The sequence below is a fragment of the Streptomyces sp. NPDC057694 genome, assembly GCF_042799415.1.
In the GTDB taxonomy this organism is placed as follows: domain Bacteria; phylum Actinomycetota; class Actinomycetes; order Streptomycetales; family Streptomycetaceae; genus Streptomyces.
In genome coordinates, this window is sequence record NZ_JBHVIX010000003.1 from 114932 (window position 1) to 133131 (window position 18200).

The window sequence follows — 18200 nt, forward strand, 5'->3', positions numbered from 1 at the left end:
ATGACGCATCTGCTGTCCCTGAAGGACCTCACCGTCGCCGTCCCCGGCACGGCCCGCCCGCTCCTCGACTCCGTCAGCCTGACCGTCGCCGAGGGCGAGGTCGTCGGCCTGGTGGGGGAGTCGGGCTCCGGCAAGTCGACCACGGCGAAGGCCGCCCTCGGCCTGCTCCCGCCCGACGCCACCACCACCGGCACGGTCGAGGTGGCCGGCCGGGACGTACTGGCCCTGCGCGGCGAGGAGTTGCGCACGCACAGGTCGGACACCGTCGCGATGATCCACCAGGACCCGCGCGCCGCCCTCAACCCGGTCCGCCGCATCGGCGACTTCCTCACCGAACGCGGCGCCACGAAGGAGGGCGCGGCCGAACTCCTGGCGGCCGTGGGCCTGTCCGAACCGGCCCGCCGCCTGCGCCAGCGCCCGCACGAACTCTCCGGCGGCATGCTCCAGCGCGTCGTCATCGCGGGCGCGCTCGCGGCCCGCCCCCGCCTCCTCCTCGCCGACGAGGCGACCAGCGCCCTCGACGTGACGACCCAGGCGGAGATCCTCACCCAGCTCCGCGAGGTCCGCCGGGCCCAGGGCGCGGGCCTGCTCTTCATCACCCACGACCTGCACCTCGCGGCGGCCTACTGCGACCGGGTCTACGTCATGTACGCGGGCCGGATCGCCGAACACCGCACGGCGAAGGCCCTGTTCACCACCCCGGCCCACCCCTACACCCGCGGCCTCCTGGCCTGCTCCCCGACCCTGGGCGACACCCGCCCCCTCCACCCCATCCCCGGCAAACCCCCGTCCCTGTCGGAGTCCTTCGACGGCTGCCCGTTCGTGACCCGATGCCCGGAGGCGGAGGACGAGTGCGGCACGTGGAGCCCGGAGGCGTACGCGCTGGAGGACGACGGAGAAGTCACCTGTCGCACCGCTGTGGGCAGGCGTTCCGCCCGGCGGAACGGGTGGGCACAGCCCCCGGCCCAGAGCACCTTGAAAGAGGGGACAAGCCCCAAGTGACCGCTAAAGCAAAGCTCCTGGAAGTCGAAAACCTCGGCAAGACCTACCCCCTCCCGGCCGGCGGCAGCCACACCGCGGCGCAGGCCATCACCTTCACCCTGAACCCCGGTGGAGCCCTCGGTATCGTCGGCGAATCCGGCTCCGGCAAGACGACGGTGGCCCGCATGCTGGTGGGCCTGGTCCGCCCGGACCACGGCACGATCAAGGTCGACGGCACCGTACGCCCGCCGAAACCCCCGCGCGGCCGCACGGCCCGACTGGCCCGCGCCCGCCAGATCCAGATGGTCTTCCAGGACCCGTACGTCTCCCTGGACCCGAGGCTGACCGCCGAGCAGTGCCTGCGCTCGGCCCTGCGCCTGCACGGCCGCGACGCGTCCCTGGCCACGGAACTGCTCGACCGGGTGGGCCTCGGCGCTCGGGAGGCGACCGCGCTGCCCCGGCGGCTCTCCGGCGGCCAGCGCCAGCGCCTGGCCATCGCGCGGGCCCTCGCCGTGGACCCGCGCATCCTGGTCCTGGACGAGGCGGTCGCCGCGCTCGACGTGTCGATCCAGGCGCAGATCCTCGGCCTGCTCGACGAGATCCGCCGCGACACGGGCGTGGCCCTGGTCTTCGTCAGCCACGACCTGGCCGTCGTCCAGCACGTCACCGACGAGGTGCTGGTGATGCGGCAGGGCCGGGCCGTCGAACAGGGGCCGACCCGGCGCGTGCTGACCGCGCCCACGGACCCGTACACCCGGCTGCTGCTCGCGTCGGTGCCGGGCGAGGGCTGGGACCCGGCCGACGCGGTGACCGCCCGCGCCGCACTCACGTAGCCCGTACACAGAAAGGCCCGTACACAGAACGGCCCGTATACGAAAAGGCAGGAGCCCCGCTGCCGTGAGGCGCGGGGCTCCTTGGGTACTGCTCTAGGTTCCGGATCAGATCACGACAGGCACCGGCCAGGTGATCTCAACGATCGGAAGGTCACATGGGGGTGACGTTCTCCGCCTGCGGGCCCTTCGGACCCTGCGTGACGTCGAAGCTGACGGCCTGGTTCTCCTCGAGGGAGCGGAAGCCGTTCGCGTTGATCGCCGAGTAGTGGACGAAGACGTCCGGGCCGCCGCCCTCCTGGGCGATGAAGCCGAAGCCCTTTTCAGCGTTGAACCACTTCACGGTTCCGGTAGCCATAAGCCCTCCTATGGGCCAAAGGGTCGCCCTGCTCCAGAACCTGCAAATGCGCTTGCGAACAACTGCAAAAGTCTGAAAACGACGAGAGCCCGCGGTCACATGCTCCGCAGGCTCTGTACTGCAAGGGAAACCAAACTGCAACTTGCGGCGAGCCTAGCACGCAGGCAGCCGAACGCAATAGAGGGCAAGATCACGTCACCCGCAGGTTTGACGAAGGCCTGTTTTGGGTTGACGGAACCGGCCCCCGGGCCCAGAGCATGCACCGTATCTCATGGGGTCTAGCCTCGCGTTGTGGACAATTCTCCCGAGACTCCCCAGGCCGCGCGGCGCACCCGTCCGCGCGTGGGCCACATCCAGTTCCTGAACTGCATGCCCCTCTACTGGGGCCTGGCCAGGACCGGTTCGCTCCTCGACTTCGAGCTCACGAAGGACACCCCTGAGAAGCTCAGCGAGCGGCTCGTGCGGGGCGATCTGGACATCGGTCCGATCACCCTCGTCGAATTCCTCAAGGCCGCCGACGACCTGGTGGCCTTCCCCGATCTGGCCGTCGGCTGCGACGGCCCCGTCATGTCCTGCGTGATCGTGTCGCAGGTGCCCCTCGACCAGCTGGACGGGCGGCGGGTCGCCCTCGGCTCGACGTCCCGTACGTCGGTCAGGCTCGCGCAGCTGCTGCTCGCCGAGCGCATCGGTGTGTCGCCCGACTACTACACGTGCCCGCCGGACCTCGGCCTGATGATGCAGGACGCGGACGCCGCCGTCCTCATCGGCGACGCCGCGCTGCGCGCCAATCTGCACGACGCGCCGCGGCTCGGACTCCAGGTCCACGACCTGGGCGCCATGTGGAAGGAGTGGACGGGACTGCCGTTCGTCTTCGCCGTGTGGGCCGCGCGCCGCGAGTACGTGGAGCGGGAGCCGGCGATCACCCGGCAGGTGCACGAGGCGTTCCTGTCGTCGCGGGACCTCTCCCTCGACGAGGTCACCAAGGTCGCCGAGCAGGCGGCCCGCTGGGAGGCCTTCGACGAGGAGGTCCTGGAGGAGTACTTCACGACGCTCGACTTCCGCTTCGGGCCGCCGCAGCTGGAAGGCGTCACGGAGTTCGCGCGACGGGTCGGGGACACCACCGGATTTCCCGCCGATGTGAAGGTCGAACTGCTCGGACGGTGAGGTTGTGGGGATCCGCCGGAATTCCACGGTGTGCCGTACATGGAATTCCGGTGAACACCGTCCCTATTTCTTTGGGTCCGATATGAAATCGGGGTAGGCCGAACGCCGTATGAGGCGTGCGGCACAGGGCCTACTCTGCTGGGGTGCGTGCCGTCTCAGGACCCGGGGGAGGTTCTTCGGATGCAGCCTCTTCAGGCCGACGAGCCGACGACGGTCGGTCCCTACCGCATCCTCGGCCGGCTCGGGGCCGGCGGGATGGGCCGGGTGTACCTGGGCCGCAGCGTGGGCGGCCGGACCGTCGCCGTGAAGATCGTCCATCCGCACTTCGCGCTCGACGACGAGTTCCGGGCGCGTTTCCGGCGTGAGGTGGCCGCGGCCCGGCGGGTCGGCGGGGCCTGGACCGCGGCGGTGCTCGACGCGGACCCCGAGGCGCCGGTGCCCTGGGTGGCCACCGGTTACGTCGCCGGGCCCGCCCTCGCCCAGGCGGCCGGTCCCGGCCGGGCACTGCCCGCACACTCCGTACGGGTCCTGGGCGCCGGGCTCGCCGAGGCGCTGGCCGCGGTGCACGGTCTGGGCCTCGTCCACCGCGACGTGAAGCCGGGCAACGTCCTGCTGACCGTCGACGGCCCCCGCCTCATCGACTTCGGCATCGCGCGCGCCACCGACGGCACCGCGTCCCTCACCTCCACCGGCGTCTCCATCGGATCACCCGGCTACATGGCGCCCGAGCAGATCCTCGGCAAGGGCGTCACCGGCGCCTCCGACGTCTTCTCGCTGGGCGCGGTGCTCGCGTACGCGGCGACGGGGGAGTCGCCCTTCCCCGGCGACTCGTCGGCCGCGCTGCTCTACAAGGTCGTCCACGAGGAGCCCGAACTGGGCTCCCTGACCGGCGACTTGCGGGACGTCGTCGCCGCCTGCCTGGCGAAGTCGGCCGCCGACCGGCCCGCCCCCGAGGAGGTGGCGCGCCGCCTGGCCCCCGAGGGGGCGGCGGCCCTGGTCGCGGCGGGCTGGCTGCCGGGCGCCCTGGTCGAGCAGGTGATGCGCGGGGCGGCGCGACTCCTCGACATGGAGGGCACGGCGGGCACGGCGGGCACGGAGGGCGCCGACCCGGCCACGGGGCCCGTCGGCTTCAGCAGCCCGGCCGTCACGGGCGGCGCGGCGGGCGTCTTCGGGCCGCCCGACCCGTCGTACTCGGCCGTACCGGCGCCGCGCGCCGAGGCCCCGGTGGCGGACGCCAAGCCGGGGCGGCTGTCGATGTCGGTGTCGGCGACCTCGACCCCGGCGACCGAGAACGGGCGGGGCCGCAGGGTGAGTTGCTCCGTCGCGCTGGCCGTGGCGGGGGCGCTGGCCGCGGTCACGGTGGGCGGGGTCCTCGTCCTGAACATGCTGCCGGACTCCGGGGACCAGCAGTCGGGCGGCACGGCGGACGGGGCGCGGCCCCCGATGTCCTCGCACTCCGCCGGGCCGTCGGCCGCGGAGCCGACCGCGTCCGCGTCCGCGTCCGGGTCCGCCTCCGGGTCCGCGCAGCCGTCCGGCGCCGTCCCCGCGTCGTATCTCGGCACGTGGGAGGGGAAAGCCACCGTGCTGGGCGTCCAGGCCGACACCTACCGCGTCGAGCTGAAGCAGACGGCCGTCGGGAAGCGGCTCGGCACGGTCACCTCGACGGACCTGACGGGCAACCGCTGCGTCGACGAACTGACCCTGACGTCGGCCACCGCGAAGGAAGTGGTGGCCACCGGCAAGAAGATCTCGGGCGACGGCTTCAAGTGCGCCTCGGGCGCCAGCACCGTGCACCTCACCCGCGACGGCACGGGCCTGCGCTACACGTCCGAGTACCCGGAAGCGGGCAACCCGACGGCGGACCTGAAGAGAGTGGAGGAGTGACCGGCCCGCTGGTCGCCCTCGCGGCCCTGTGGGGCGCCGGCACCGGCCTGCTGCTGCCGCGCGCCGCCTACCGCCTCTCCGTCGAGCCGGACGAACCCTGGCGCCCGGCCCGCGGCTGGCTCGGCGCCCGGCCCGGACCCGCCGCGCCGCTCCTCGCGGCCGTCACCGCCGCCGTCTGCGCCCTGCTCGCCGCCGCCACCGACACCCGCCCCGAACTGGCCGCGTGGCTGCTGCTCGCGCCGCCCGGAGTGCTCCTCGCCACCGTCGACCTCGCCGTGCACCGGCTGCCCGACGTGCTGACCCTGCCGTTCGCGGGCGCCGCCCTGCTCGCGCTCGGCGCCGCCGCGCTGCTGCCGGAGCCCGGCGGGTCGTGGCGCGGGGCGGTGCTGGGGGCGCTCGGCACGGGCGCCGGGTATCTGGTGCTGCACCTGATCAACTCGCGGGGCATGGGCTTCGGCGATGTGAAGCTGGCCCTGGGGCTCGGGGCGGCGCTGGGCTGGTACGGGCTCGGGGTGGTGTTCATCGGGGCGTTCGCCGGTGTGCTGCTCAACGGCCTGTACGCGCTGGTCCTCGTCGTCACCCGGCGCGCGACACGCAAGACCCTGATCCCGTTCGGGCCGTTCATGCTCCTCGGGGCGTTCGCGGGGGTTCTGCTGGGCGCCCTGGCGGCCTGACGTACGCTGAGAATTCAGCTCTACTCCTCTGAAAGGGGCCCGCACGGTGACCGAGAAGGCCGCACTGCAGTCCGTCCTCGACCGTGCCGCCGCCGGTGGGCGCATCACCCCGGAAGAGGCCGTCGACCTGTACCGGGACGCGCCGCTGCACGCGCTGGGCGCCGCCGCCGACGCGATCCGCCGCCGCAAGTACGCGGGCATCGAGCACATCGCCACGTACATCATCGAGCGGAACATCAACTACACGAACGTGTGCGTCACGGCGTGCAAGTTCTGCGCCTTCTACGCGGCCCCGAAGGACACCAAGAAGGGCTGGACCCGCGACCTCGACGACATCCTGCGCCGCTGCGCGGAGACGATCGAGCTGGGCGGCACCCAGATCATGTTCCAGGGCGGGCACCACCCGGACTTCGGGGTGGAGTACTACGAGGAGCACTTCTCCGCGATCAAGAAGGCGTACCCGCAGCTCGTCATCCACAGCCTGGGGGCGAGCGAGGTCGAGCACATGGCCCGCATCTCCAAGGTGAGCGTCGAGGAGGCGATCCAGCGGATCCACACCGCCGGGCTCGACTCCTTCGCCGGGGCCGGCGCCGAGCTGCTGCCCGCGCGGCCGCGCAAGGCCATCGCGCCCCTCAAGGAGTCCGGCGAGCGCTGGCTGGAGATCATGGAGGCCGCCCACAACCTGGGCGTCGAGTCGACCTCCACCATGCTGATGGGTACCGGCGAGACGAACGCCGAGCGCATCGAGCACCTGCGCATGATCCGCGACGTACAGGACCGGACGGGCGGCTTCCGGGCCTTCATCCCGTACACGTACCAGCCGGAGAACAACCACCTCAAGGGCCGCACGCAGGCCACGCTCTTCGAGTACCTGCGGATGATCGCCATCGCCCGGATCTTCCTGGACAACGTCCAGCACATCCAGGGCTCGTGGCTCACCACCGGCAAGGAGGTCGGCCAGCTCTCCCTGCACTACGGCGCCGACGACCTCGGCTCGATCATGCTGGAGGAGAACGTCGTCTCGTCGGCCGGTGCCAAGCACCGCTCGAACCGCATGGAGATCATCGAGCTGATCCGCAAGGCGGGCCGGGTCCCCGCGCAGCGCGCCACCACGTACGAGCACCTCGTCGTGCACGACGACCCGGCGAACGACCCCGTCGACGACCGCGTCTCCTCGCACATCTCGTCCGTCGCGATCGAGGGCGGCACGGCGCACCCCGAGCTCAAGCTCGTCTCCACCAACTAGGGCTCACGTGCGCACACTTCACGCCACCGACGACGGCTCGGTCCTCGTCGAGGGCGGGCGCGTCGAGGCGCTCGGACCGTACGAGGAACTGGCCGCCGCGCATCCGGAGGTCCGGGTGCGGCGGTGGTCCGGGATCCTCACTCCCGGGCTGCTCAATCCGTACGGGCCGGAGATCCTGGAGCACACGTACCACCCCGATCCGCGCGAGGCCGACACGTACGGGACGGTGCCGATCGGTGGGGCGCGGGCGCGGGAGATCTTCCGCGCTGATCCTTCGCTGCTCGGGCCCAGTGCCCGGCGCGGTGTGCAACGACTTTTCGCGCACGGCACGGTGGCTGTCGCCGGGGAGTTGCGGGCCAAGCCGGTGCTCGAGGTGGCGCAGCGCTCGGGGCTCGTCTTCGGAGCCCGTCCGAAGGCCCTGCCGGGACCGGTGTCCCTGTCCCCGAGGCCGCTGGTGCTGCTGCCCGCGCTGGTGGTGGGCGGCCCCGCGAGGTTCGCCGTCTTCGACGTCCCCGACCGCGCGGCGCTGGTCGCCCAGGGCGCCTCCACGTGCGCGGCCACGGTGATCGACGGCCGCCTGGTCTTCCGCTCCCGCTGATTTCGGTTGTCGCTCGCCTGCGGGTGGGCGGGGGCCGGCCGCGCAGTTCCCCGCGCCCCTGGGTTGTCGGCCGTGTGCGGCCCGGTGGCCGCTTCCCGCGCAGTTCCCCGCGCCCCTGAGATGCGCACTGCGTGCGCCATCTCATCAGAGAGGCGCGCCACCCGCCCCACAGCGAGAGACGCGCCCCGCCTCTCAGCCAGAGACGGGCCCCGCCCCTCAGCCAGAAGCACGCCCCCGACCTTCGGGAGAGGCGCGCCACCCGCCCCTGGTCAGATGCGCCCCGGCCTTCAGGAGGGGCGCGCCCCCCTGCCTCGGGTGGAGGCGCGCGAAGCGCAGCCTCAAGGGGAGGCGGCGCGAAGCGCCTGCCTCAGGGGCGCGGGGAACTGCGCGAGAAGAGGCCACCGGGCCGCGGACGAAGACGGGATGAGCAGCGCGAAGCGCACGCTCCAGGGGCGCGGGGAACTGCGCGGGAAGCGGTCACCGGGCCGCAGGTCGCCAGGGGAGCTCGTGGGGCAGACGCGGGTCTTTCAGGGGCCGCGATCAGCTACGGCGACGTGACAGTGGTCCGGCGGTCGAGGCGCCGACCGGGGCGGGGCGGTGTCCTGCCACAATGGCGGAGTGACCCGTGCATCCCTGGACAAGCAGCCCCGCGAAGTCGCCTCGATGTTCGACGCCGTGGCGGAGAAGTACGACCTCACGAACGACGTGCTGTCCCTGGGACAGGCACGCCTGTGGCGGAAGGAGGTCGCCAAGGCCGTAGACGCCCGCCCGGCACAGAAGGTCCTCGACCTCGCCGCGGGCACGGCCACGTCCTCGCAGCCGTTCGTACAGGCCGGCGCCTACGTGGTCCCCTGCGACTTCTCCCTCGGCATGCTGCGCGTCGGCAAGCAGCGCCACCCCTGGATGCCGTTCACGGCCGGCGACGGCACGAAGCTGCCGTTCAAGGACGACACGTTCGACGCCGTGACGATCTCCTTCGGCCTGCGCAACATCCAGGACACCGGCCAGGCACTGCGCGAGCTGTACCGGGTCACGAAGCCCGGCGGCCGCGTCGTCATCTGCGAGTTCAGCCACCCCACCCTCGCCCCGTTCCGCACCGTGTACACCGAGTACCTGATGCGCGCCCTGCCGCCGGTCGCGCGCGCCGTCTCCTCGAACCCGGACGCGTACGTGTACCTGGCCGAGTCCATCCGCGCCTGGCCGACCCAGCCGGAACTGGCCGCCCTGCTGCAGGAAGCGGGCTGGGGCAAGGTCGCCTGGCGCGACCTCACGGGCGGCATCGTCGCCCTGCACCGCGGCACCAAATAGCAGGAATGGGCCCGAGCCCTGTGTAACGGTTCAACTTCACTGATTTCGCAGGGCGTTGAAGGGAACCGCAGCGGCGGGAAGATAGGTCCGTCGATTGCGTGGTGACGCCTCGTGACGGGGCGGCACGCATGCGTCCCGGATCGGAGCGCCCTATGCCGTCGTTCTGCCCGCACTGTGGAGCCGAGGCTCCCGAAGAGGCCCGCTTCTGCATGCGCTGCGGGAAGGAACGCGTCCCGCCGACTCCGGCGGCGCCGCCGACGCCCCCGACGGTCCCGGACCGGGCCGTACCACCGGCCCCGGTCACCCCGCCGCCCCCCACCTATCAGCCGCCGCCCGCGCACCCGGCCCAGCCCCCGGCCCCCGCAGGCCCATCGCCGGTCGGTGCCTTCTTCGGGCGGGCCTTCCGCGGTGACTGGGCCGGGGCGGCGCAGGCCGCGCTGTGGCCCGTGGGGCTGCTGCTCGTCGGGGCCGTCGCGCTCGCCATCCCCGGCTACGGCCAGGACTCGGGCGGCGACGACTTCGTCGGCTTCGGCGACCGGCTCCGGATCGCCCTGACGGTGCTGATGCACGGCCTCGGCGGCAGCTTCCGGGTGACGGCGTCGACCGGCGGCGGCTCCTCCCTGTTCGACAGCGCGTCCGACACGTCGGCGGGCGGCTCGTTCGACCTCTTCATGCCGCCGCTGCTCGTCCCCGTGCTGTGGTGCGTGGCGCTGCTGATCGGCGTACGGATGCTGCGCACGCGCATGGTCCTCGCCCGGCAGCCGGGGATGTCGTGGGGACCGCCGCCCGCCCGCACCCTGGGTCTCGAGACCGCGGTCCGGGTCGGGCTGCTCGCGATGGCGGGGACGGTCGTGCTCGCCCTGTTCGGGCAGCCGACGGTCCAGCAGGTGGAGTTCCACAGCGCGCCGTTCCTGGTGGCGCTGTGCACGCTGGCGCTCGGCATCGTCGTCACCGTCGCCGTGTTCCAGCGGGCCGACATCGCGCAGTGGCTCGCCGTGCGGCCCGGCGTCGCCGTCGCGAACCGCGCCTTCGGGTCCGCGGTGCGGGCGATGGCCTGGGTGCTGCCGCTGGTCCTCGTCGCGGGCTTCGTCGTCGGCATCATCGCCAATGAAGGCGGTGACGGCCGTGACGGCGGCGATGTCGACAACGCCACCGGCGGCAGCGTCGTCGCCGGCATCGTGCTCCTCGCGCTGTATCTGCCCAACCTCGCGCTGACCGGCCTCGGCTTCGTGTGGGGCGCCCCGGTCGAGGCCGACCTGCGCGGATCGGGGCTCGGCGGCAGCCAGTACGAGCACGACTCGTACGGCCTGGGGCGGCTCGGCGACGACGTCAACAGCGGTGTGGTCATCGGGGTCCTGGCGTTCGGCCTCGTGCTCGCGCTGCTCGTCGGCGTGCTCATCGCCCGGCGCTCGCGGGACCGGCGCGAGCTGTACCTCGGCGGTGGCTTCTTCTCCGCGCTGCTGCTCGTCCTGTGCGCCGTCAGCGGGTTCTCGGTGGAGACCTCGGGCGGCCTCACCGGCGAGCTCTCCTTCGCGGGCACCGGCGAGGGCGGCCTGAACATGCCGGAACTGCTGCTGTTCGGGCTGCTGTGGGTGGGCGGCGGTGTCTTCCTCGCGCCGTACCTGCTGCGGCTCGGCGGATTCGGCACGGGATTCGGCACCGGGTTCGGCACCGGGTTCGCCGACGCTGCCGGGGGCCCCGGCCTGCCGCCCCTGCCTCCCACGGCCCCGCCGAGCGCTCCGGGCGCCACGCCCTTCGACAGCGGAACGTACGAACTGCCCCCGGTCGGCGACCTCGCCGCCGCGCCCACGCAGACCGCCTCCGTCCTCCCGCCGCCGATGGGGCCGCCTCCGATGGGCCCGCCGTCCTCCGAGGCGTACGACCCGTACACCGTCCACCTCGCCCCGAAGCCGGGCGCCGCACCCCAGGGGCCCAAGCGGCACACGGGCGTCTGGGTCGGCACCCTCCTCGGCGCCTTCGTCATCGGCGGCGGCGCCGCGGCCGGTGTGCTGCTGCTCCAGGACGACGGCGACGGCGGCAAGGACGACGCCAAGAACAACAAACCGGTCGCCGCGCAGACCGAGCAGACCGGCGGGACCGACGCGTCCCCGGAACCGCCCGCGTCGCCCACGCCGACCGAGCCGACCGTGAGCGCGGACACCGCCGTGCCCTCGGCGACGCCGGAGATCCCCGCGGGCTACCACCAGGTCTTCGACCCGAAGGGCTTCTCCTTCGCCGTGCCCGGGGTCTGGGACCGGACCGGCATCCGCAACGACAGCCAGATCACGTACGCGGGCAGCACCGGCATGGAGAAGTACATCGTCGGAGTGATCCCGAACGCGGACTACACCTCGTACGAGAACCTCCAGAACCTGGAGACGCACCTCAAGGGGGACACGAAGAAGACGCACTACCAGCGGGTGCGACTGGAGAAGAACACCTTCCAGGGTGAACCGGGCGCCCTGTGGGAGTACACGTACGAGGACGAGGCCGGGCGGACGATCCACGGCATCGACCAGTCGTACATCGCCGCCGACGGCACCGAGTACGCCATCTTCCTCACCGGCAAGGACGACGTCTGGTCCGAGATGCGGGAGACCTACCGGATCGGGCTCGACTCCTGGCGGCTCACCGGCACGGAGTGAACGGCAACGGCGCCGCGGGCTCGCCCAGTTCGCGGCGCATGCCACCGCCGTGCGGGCCCGGATCGCGGGGCTCGCGCACGCCCGCGCCACCGCCGCCCTCACCCTCGCCGAAGTCGAACCAGACCGTGACGACGGCGTCCCGGGGAATCTCCACACCCGGCGGCGGATACTGCCGCACCACATGGTCCACGGCGGCCTCGTCGAGCGCGGGACGGTCCGCGGAGGCCAGCCGCAGACCGTACGCCAGCGCCGTGGCCTGCGCGTCGATCGCCATCAGGCCGACGAACGTCGGCACGTGCACTTCCGGTATGTCGGGTGTGCTGGGCGTCTTGGGCGTCTTCGGCACAGATGTCACCCCCAGGCGGTACCGGAAGAGTAGACCTCCGCACCGCCTCCCGGAAGGCCGTGCGCGCCCTACAGCACCAGCCGGAAACAGTGCCCCTGACGGCCCGTCGGCGTCACGAACGTCTCGGCGAGCTCCATGCCGAGGCGCCGGGTCACCGCGATCGAGCGGGTGTTGAGCGCGTCGACCATCGCGACGACGCTGCCCACGCCCGCCTCCCTGAGCCGCTCGACCGTGGCGAGCGCCGCCGCGGTGGCGTACCCCTGGCCCCAGTACGCGCGCCCCAGCCGCCAGCCGATCTCGATCTCGCCGACCGGGCCCCAGGCGTGCCGCCACGGCTGGGCCCCCGCGAAGCCCATCACCTCGCCCTCGCCGTTCACCAGGGACCACAGGCAGTAGCCCCGTTCGGCGTCGTGCATGCGCTGGCGTGCCGTCATCTCGTGGTGCACCGAGAGTTCGGCGGCGGCGGCCCGGCCGCCGAGGAACTCCATGACGTCCGGGTCGTCGAACACCCGGTGCCAGGCGAAGGCGTCCTCATGGGTGGGGACGCGCAGATCCACGGCGGGGAGAGTGCGGGTCATGGGCTGGCCCTTCGCTGGGTGATCGGTACCGCTGAATAGACTGCCCATGTCCGTGCCCCGCGGCACACCGTTTTCGAACCTGGGGAGAACCCGCCGTGACAGAACAGTCCAAGCCCCTCACCGAGAACACCGCGGACGTCATCGTGGTCGGCGCCGGTCCGGCCGGTTCGACGACCGCCTACTACCTCGCCAAGGCGGGCCTGGACGTCCTGCTCCTGGAGAAGACGGCGTTCCCGCGCGAGAAGGTCTGCGGCGACGGTCTGACCCCGCGCGCCACCAAACAGCTCGTCTCCATGGGCATCGACATCTCCGAGGAGGCGGGCTGGCTGCGCAACAAGGGCCTGCGCATCATCGGCGGCGGCGTCCGCCTCCAGCTCGACTGGCCGGACCTCGCCTCGTACCCGGACTACGGCCTCGTCCGCAAGCGCGACGACTTCGACGAGCAGCTCGCGCGGCAGGCGCAGAAGGCGGGCGCGCGCCTGTACGAGCAGTGCAACGTCGGCGCCCCGATCATCGACGACCGCACCGGCCGCATCACCGGCGTGCACGCGAAGCTGGGCGACGAGAAGCGCGAGGTCACCTTCAACGCCCCGCTGGTGGTCGCCGCCGACGGCAACTCGACGCGGCTGTCCCTGGCGATGGGCCTGCACCGCCGCGAGGACCGTCCGATGGGTGTCGCGGTCCGTACGTACTTCACGTCGCCGCGCCACGACGACGACTACCTGGAGTCCTGGCTGGAGCTGTGGGACAAGCGCGGCCCCGGCGAGGACCGTCTCCTTCCCGGCTACGGCTGGATCTTCGGCATGGGCGACGGCACGTCCAACGTCGGCCTCGGCATCCTGAACTCCTCCAAGGCGTTCCGCGAGCTGGACTGGCGCGAGGTCCTCAAGGCGTGGTGCGCGTCGATGCCGGCGGACTGGGGCTACACCCCGGAGAACATGACGATGCCGATCCGCGGCGCCGCCCTCCCGATGGCCTTCAACCGCCAGCCGCACTACACCAAGGGCCTGCTCCTGGTCGGCGACGCGGGCGGCCTGGTCAACCCGTTCAACGGCGAGGGCATCGCGTACGCCATGGAGTCCGGGCAGCTCGCCGCCGACGTCATCGTGCAGGCCCACGCCCGCCCCACCGACGCCAGCCGCGAACTCGCCCTCCAGCGCTACCCGCAGATCCTCAAGGACACCTACGGCGGCTACTACACGCTGGGCCGCGCCTTCGTGAAGATGATCGGCAACCCGAAGGTCATGAAGATCGCGACGCAGCGCGGCCTGACCCACCCGATCCTGATGAAGTTCACCCTGAAGATGCTCGCCAACCTCACCGACCCGACGGGCGGCGACGCGATGGACCGGATCATCAACGGGCTGAGCAAGGTCGCGCCGAAGGCCTGACCCGGCCCGATTCCGGCTGGCCCGGTTTTGCCCGGTCAGGATGCTCGGGGCAGGCTGGACGCATGATTTTCATCGCTGTGAAGTTCACCGTCCGCCCCGAGCACACCGACTCCTGGCTGGAGAAGACCGCCGCGTTCACCGCCGCGACCCGCGCCGAGGAGGGCAACCTCTTCTTCGACTGGTCCCGCAGTGTCGAGGACCCGAACCAGTTCGTCCTGATCGAAGGGTTCCGGGACGGCGACGCCGGTGCCGCGCACGTCGGGTCCGACCACTTCAAGGCCGGACTCGACGCGATGGCTCCACTCATCGCTTCCACCCCCGAGATCATCAACGCCGACATCCCGAACGAGGGCTGGGGCGCGATGGGGGAGCTGGCGCCGCAGGGCTGACCCCTCAGGGCTGACTCTCTGGGCTGAACTCCCGTGACATTTGCGTGACTTCAGTGATCTGTGATGATCCTGTGACGCTTCTGTGGGCAACGATTGACGCGCGTCACCGGTCGGAGGAAGCGAGCCGAAGGAAGGCTCGTTCCTCCGACCGCGACAAGAGAGCGTTGATGAGACGTCACATCCGCACGCGCGCCTTCCCGGCCGCCCTCGGCCTCGCCGCCGCCGCGGCGCTGACCGCGGGGCTCGGCGCCGCCGCCCCCGCGCTCGCCGACGACGGCGCCCCGCTGACCGTCGCCATCACCGGCGAGAACCGTGTCGACCTGTCCCTCCAGGGCGACAACGGCGACCCGAGCGAACCCCAGGTCACCCTGCGGCTCGCGGCGCCCGGCAGCGACGAACCGGGTGACGACGGCGTCATCCCCGTCGTCCACCACGGCGACTACAAGATCAAGATCGACGCCTCCGGGCTCAAGGGCGTCGCCGCGGTGAAGCTCCCGTGCGGCGGCACCGGCCTCGTCGCCGAGTGCACCGGCGACGAGATCAACGCCGGCGCGGACTACAACCGCCTCGGCGGCATCCGCCTCGACACCACCGACGACAGCGCGGCCGGCGACTTCGGCAGCATCGAGGTGACCGGCGAGGGCGAGGGTGTCACCTTCACCCCGCTGGCCATCGACGTCCTGGTGGGCGGCCCGGAGTTCCTCAACCACGAACTGACCGAGCCCAAGGGCTTCGCGGCCGGTGACACGTACGAGGCACCGGTGGGCTTCCGCAACACGGGCGGCATGGCCGCCGACGGCGCCGTGCTGCGCTTCCACGGCTCGCGCGGGCTGAGCTTCCCCGACAGCTACGGCAACTGCGCGTACAAGAAGACCACCGACGGCTCGCTGCTGCACCAGGGCACCGACGCGATCTGCACCTTCTCCGGCAGCTACGCGGCGGGCGCGGCCTACACCCTCGCCGAGCCGCTCAAGGTGGCGACGGCGGACTTCGCGCTCAGGGACATCGTCAACTACGGCTTCTCCGCGGTCGCCCCGGCCAAGGCGAAGGCGCTCCTCGACGACGACGGCTACACGCCCGGCACCGGCGCGCCGCTGACGCTGAAGGAGGCCACGGGCACCGCCCCGGCCGACTACACGCGCTACGCCGAGCTGGACCTGCCCACCACCAACGCCTACGACCTGGTGCTCACCGGCGCTTCCGCGAAGGGCGCCGTCGGCGACACCGTCGACGCCGAGATCGGGTTCCGCAACGACGGCCCCGGCTGGATCAGCGCGCTGCGCTCGGGCGGCGAGTCGATCGGGTTCACCGTCGAGGTGCCCGAGGGCGCCAAGGTCACCAAGGCCCCGGACCGGTGCCGGTTCACCACGCTCGACGAGAACGTGAAGGGCTACCTGTGCTGGGTGTCCACCCCGCTCCTCGAGGACGCGAAGCTGAGCTTCCCGTTCGAGCTGCGCATCGACAAGGTCGTGCCGGGCGCCAAGGGCAAGGTCGCGCTGCCCGGTTGGGACGACAAGAATGAATCGGACAAGTCGAACAACACCGCCTGGATCGTGCTCAACGGCAGCGGCGACGACGAGGGTGCGGGCGGCTCGTCCGGCGGCGACTCCTCGGCGAGCCCGTCCCCGAGCGCCTCGGGCGATACGTCTGGTTCATCCGGTACGTCCGGCAACTCCGGTTCGGGTGACCAGGGCTCCGGCTCGACCGGCGGCGGACTCGCGCTGACCGGCGCGGGCGGCGTGCTGCTCATCGGCGGCATCGCGGTCGTCGTGCTGGGCGTCGGCGCCGTGGCCGTCGTCGTCACCCGGCGCCGCAGGACCGTCTGACGCAGCGGGCGCCCAGGCGCTCGTGAGCGGACGCACGAAGGCCGCCGCACCCTCGGGGAGGGGTGCGGCGGCCTTCGCCGTGTGAAGGGTTCCTCAGAGGACGCGGACCGCGCCGCTCGCCGGGTAGCCGGACAGGTCCTGGATGACAACGCCCTTGGAGGGGTTGGCGGCGTCCAGGTACTGGCCGTTACCGATGTAGACACCGACGTGGTACGCGGAGCCCGCGCCGCCCCAGTACAGGATGTCGCCGACCTGGACGCTGGAGAGCGAGACCGAGGTGCCGGCCGTCGACTGCTCCTGCGAGGTGCGCGGCAGGTCCACGCCGGCCTGCTTGAACGCGGCCTGCACGAGGCCCGAGCAGTCCCACGAGCTGGGGCCCGTGCCGCCCATCACGTACGCGTCGCCGACCTGGGCCTTCAGGAAGCTGATGACAGAGGCCACGGAGCCGCTGGCGGGCGCGCTGACGGTCTCGGTGGAGGCGGAGAGCGTGGTGCGCTCGCTGGAGCGCGAGGCGGCCTTCTCGGCGGCCTCCCGCTCGGCCTTGGCCTTGGCGGCGGCCTCGGCCTTCTTCTTGGCCTCGGCCTTCTTCTCCGCCTCGGCCTGGTCCTTCTTGGCCTGGTCCGCGGCCTTGGTGAAGGCCTCGTCCCGCTCCGCCTGGAGCTGGTAGTTGGCCGCGGCCTGCTGGGTGGCCTCCGCGGACTGGGCGACCTGCGTGGACAGGTCGGCGGTGAGCGTGGGCAGTTCCATGGTCTGCGTCACGGGCTCGGCAGCGCTGGCCGCACCCGACGCACCGGCCACTGCCAGGGTGCTGAGGACGCCACCAGTAACTCCGGCGCGCAGGGCCATCTTCGAGGCGCTGCGACGGGGCTTCCGGTGGCTGGGTATGTGAGCGGTGTGGGACATGAGTACAACCGCTATCAGGGCTTCACGGTTCCCTTCAAGAAACGTGTGGTGCGCCACAGTTGTGAAGACCGGGCACGAAACCCGCACCTGCCAGGCCTCATTGGCGGCGTAAGGGGCAATACGGGCAGTATCGGCCAGAGTCGATCAAGGCTGTGATCATGGTGTTTCTGTGAAACGCCCGAATTGCCCTGGGCCTACCACCGGTTGAGGCCGTTGGCCAAGCCCGGTTTCCGGGACGTTACGCGACGCGTGACGCAGGTCACACGGGACCCCTAGGGGGCGGCCCTGGTGTCCACTTCCGTCCGCACCCCTCCCCCCGGCGCGTGAACGCCGCGCACTATCAGCCAAGGGTGTCCAGCGCCAATTTGCCTGGCGTCGGCCCCTCTTGATAGTGAGCGCACCGCTCTGACCAGGGGTAACCGGACGAGATGTCACCTCTGGTGATCACTCAGGCGCTTCGAGTGTGAAGATCACCGCTCATCCGACTTCATGATCCTTCGTCAGGTGGTGGAGATCACAAAGTAGTTGGCGCACCCCGTGTCGCAGATCACAGAGGAGCAGGCATAGGATGCGGGGCAAGTTGGGCTTGTGACCTGCTTCACATGTAAGCGATCTTCGACCGTTTGCAGGGGGAGCCGGGTCGCGGGCCCGTGCAACCGCCAGCAGTCAGCGCCGACTGAGAGGAGCGAGGAGCGGTGAACGCGTATGCGCCCATCCTCGTACTGGGAGCCCTCGGGGCAGGCTTTGCGATCTTCTCCGTGGTCATGGCCACGCTTATCGGTCCAAAGCGGTACAACCGGGCGAAGCTCGAAGCGTACGAGTGCGGCATCGAGCCCACCCCCACGCCGGCCGGCGGCGGGCGCTTCCCCATCAAGTACTACCTGACGGCGATGCTCTTCATCGTCTTCGACATCGAGATCGTCTTCCTCTATCCCTGGGCCGTCACCTTCGACGCCCTGGGGGTTTTCGGGCTCGTGGAGATGCTGCTCTTCGTGCTCACCGTCTTCGTCGCGTACGCGTACGTATGGCGGCGCGGCGGCCTGGAATGGGACTGAGCCCCGTATAGGGGAGACCGGGAG

Annotated in this window: 17 protein-coding genes; 13 read left to right on the forward strand and 4 right to left on the reverse strand. The window is 71.5% G+C overall.

Going from position 1 to position 18200, the window contains the following annotated elements; all coding sequences use genetic code 11:
• The gene (locus ACFVDP_RS10285; RefSeq protein WP_383486371.1) at positions 1–1002 is read left to right on the forward strand and encodes an ABC transporter ATP-binding protein; all 1002 of its coding nucleotides are present in this window, start codon (positions 1–3) and stop codon (positions 1000–1002) included.
• On the forward strand, positions 999–1814 hold the full coding sequence (locus ACFVDP_RS10290) for an ABC transporter ATP-binding protein (protein ID WP_383486374.1): 816 nt from the start codon (positions 999–1001) through the stop codon (positions 1812–1814). Before ACFVDP_RS10285 ends, ACFVDP_RS10290 begins: the two co-directional genes overlap by 4 nt.
• Positions 1815–1965: 151 nt before the next feature.
• Here the strand turns inward: ACFVDP_RS10290 and ACFVDP_RS10295 are convergent, their stop codons facing one another.
• Positions 1966–2169, reverse strand: a complete 204-nt coding sequence (locus ACFVDP_RS10295) for a cold-shock protein (protein WP_006138897.1) — start codon at positions 2167–2169, stop codon at positions 1966–1968.
• 291 nt (positions 2170–2460) lie between these two features.
• Between ACFVDP_RS10295 and ACFVDP_RS10300 the strand changes: the two genes are divergently transcribed.
• From ACFVDP_RS10300 to ACFVDP_RS10330, 7 genes are all read left to right on the forward strand, one after another.
• On the forward strand, positions 2461–3333 hold the full coding sequence (locus ACFVDP_RS10300) for a menaquinone biosynthetic enzyme MqnA/MqnD family protein (RefSeq protein ID WP_383486377.1): 873 nt from the start codon (positions 2461–2463) through the stop codon (positions 3331–3333).
• 180 nt (positions 3334–3513) lie between these two features.
• Positions 3514–5217 (forward strand): protein kinase, encoded by a 1704-nt coding sequence (locus ACFVDP_RS10305; RefSeq protein WP_383486379.1) that lies wholly within the window; start codon positions 3514–3516, stop codon positions 5215–5217.
• The gene (locus ACFVDP_RS10310) at positions 5214–5891 is read left to right on the forward strand and encodes a prepilin peptidase (protein WP_383486381.1); all 678 of its coding nucleotides are present in this window, start codon (positions 5214–5216) and stop codon (positions 5889–5891) included. Before ACFVDP_RS10305 ends, ACFVDP_RS10310 begins: the two co-directional genes overlap by 4 nt.
• Positions 5892–5937: 46 nt before the next feature.
• Positions 5938–7137: a cyclic dehypoxanthinyl futalosine synthase gene (gene mqnC / locus ACFVDP_RS10315; RefSeq protein WP_383486383.1), complete on the forward strand. Its 1200-nt coding sequence runs from the start codon at positions 5938–5940 to the stop codon at positions 7135–7137.
• A 7-nt stretch (positions 7138–7144) separates the two neighbouring features.
• On the forward strand, positions 7145–7735 hold the full coding sequence (locus ACFVDP_RS10320) for a hypothetical protein (RefSeq protein ID WP_383486385.1): 591 nt from the start codon (positions 7145–7147) through the stop codon (positions 7733–7735).
• 618 nt (positions 7736–8353) lie between these two features.
• Positions 8354–9043, forward strand: a complete 690-nt coding sequence (locus ACFVDP_RS10325; RefSeq protein WP_383486387.1) for a demethylmenaquinone methyltransferase — start codon at positions 8354–8356, stop codon at positions 9041–9043.
• Between the two features lie 152 nt (positions 9044–9195).
• A complete protein-coding gene (locus ACFVDP_RS10330; RefSeq protein ID WP_383486390.1) occupies positions 9196–11688 on the forward strand; it encodes a zinc ribbon domain-containing protein in 2493 nt (830 codons plus the stop codon).
• Here ACFVDP_RS10330 and ACFVDP_RS10335 read toward each other — a convergent pair.
• A complete protein-coding gene (locus ACFVDP_RS10335; RefSeq protein ID WP_383487304.1) occupies positions 11672–11962 on the reverse strand; it encodes a PASTA domain-containing protein in 291 nt (96 codons plus the stop codon). The genes ACFVDP_RS10330 and ACFVDP_RS10335 overlap by 17 nt on opposite strands.
• Positions 11963–12102: 140 nt before the next feature.
• Entirely contained in the window at positions 12103–12612 is a 510-nt protein-coding gene (locus tag ACFVDP_RS10340; RefSeq protein ID WP_383486393.1) for a GNAT family N-acetyltransferase, read from the reverse strand.
• 95 nt (positions 12613–12707) lie between these two features.
• Here ACFVDP_RS10340 and ACFVDP_RS10345 point away from each other — a divergent pair, with 95 nt between their 5' ends.
• The 3 genes from ACFVDP_RS10345 to ACFVDP_RS10355 all read left to right on the forward strand — a co-directional run bounded on the left by ACFVDP_RS10345 (position 12708) and on the right by ACFVDP_RS10355 (position 16218).
• The gene (locus ACFVDP_RS10345) at positions 12708–14003 is read left to right on the forward strand and encodes a geranylgeranyl reductase family protein (RefSeq protein WP_383486396.1); all 1296 of its coding nucleotides are present in this window, start codon (positions 12708–12710) and stop codon (positions 14001–14003) included.
• A gap of 62 nt (positions 14004–14065) precedes the next feature.
• The gene (locus ACFVDP_RS10350; RefSeq protein ID WP_383486399.1) at positions 14066–14392 is read left to right on the forward strand and encodes a putative quinol monooxygenase; all 327 of its coding nucleotides are present in this window, start codon (positions 14066–14068) and stop codon (positions 14390–14392) included.
• Positions 14393–14559: 167 nt separating this feature from the next.
• Positions 14560–16218 carry a hypothetical protein gene (locus tag ACFVDP_RS10355; protein WP_383486402.1) on the forward strand — a complete coding sequence of 553 codons (1659 nt, stop codon included), beginning with the start codon at positions 14560–14562 and terminating at the stop codon, positions 16216–16218.
• A gap of 93 nt (positions 16219–16311) precedes the next feature.
• Here the strand turns inward: ACFVDP_RS10355 and ACFVDP_RS10360 are convergent, their stop codons facing one another.
• Positions 16312–17121, reverse strand: coding sequence for a C40 family peptidase (locus ACFVDP_RS10360; RefSeq protein WP_383486405.1), 810 nt, complete (start codon positions 17119–17121; stop codon positions 16312–16314).
• A gap of 695 nt (positions 17122–17816) precedes the next feature.
• Between ACFVDP_RS10360 and ACFVDP_RS10365 the strand changes: the two genes are divergently transcribed.
• Complete coding sequence (locus ACFVDP_RS10365) at positions 17817–18176, forward strand: NADH-quinone oxidoreductase subunit A (protein WP_007383963.1); 360 nt, start codon at positions 17817–17819, stop codon at positions 18174–18176.
• Positions 18177–18200 lie beyond the last annotated feature (24 nt).

Excerpts from the sequence above, each read along its gene's own strand:
- ACFVDP_RS10340 (WP_383486393.1), bottom strand. The coding sequence starts at position 12,612 with ATGACCCGCACTCTCCCCGCCGTGGATCTGCGCGTCCCCACCCATGAG.
- ACFVDP_RS10305 (WP_383486379.1), top strand. The coding sequence starts at position 3,514 with ATGCAGCCTCTTCAGGCCGACGAGCCGACGACGGTCGGTCCCTACCGC.
- ACFVDP_RS10350 (WP_383486399.1), top strand. The coding sequence starts at position 14,066 with ATGATTTTCATCGCTGTGAAGTTCACCGTCCGCCCCGAGCACACCGAC.
- ACFVDP_RS10355 (WP_383486402.1), top strand. The coding sequence starts at position 14,560 with ATGAGACGTCACATCCGCACGCGCGCCTTCCCGGCCGCCCTCGGCCTC.
- ACFVDP_RS10330 (WP_383486390.1), top strand. The coding sequence starts at position 9,196 with ATGCCGTCGTTCTGCCCGCACTGTGGAGCCGAGGCTCCCGAAGAGGCC.
- ACFVDP_RS10335 (WP_383487304.1), bottom strand. The coding sequence starts at position 11,962 with ATGGCGATCGACGCGCAGGCCACGGCGCTGGCGTACGGTCTGCGGCTG.
- ACFVDP_RS10360 (WP_383486405.1), bottom strand. The coding sequence starts at position 17,121 with ATGTCCCACACCGCTCACATACCCAGCCACCGGAAGCCCCGTCGCAGC.
- ACFVDP_RS10285 (WP_383486371.1), top strand. The coding sequence starts at position 1 with ATGACGCATCTGCTGTCCCTGAAGGACCTCACCGTCGCCGTCCCCGGC.
- ACFVDP_RS10295 (WP_006138897.1), bottom strand. The coding sequence starts at position 2,169 with ATGGCTACCGGAACCGTGAAGTGGTTCAACGCTGAAAAGGGCTTCGGC.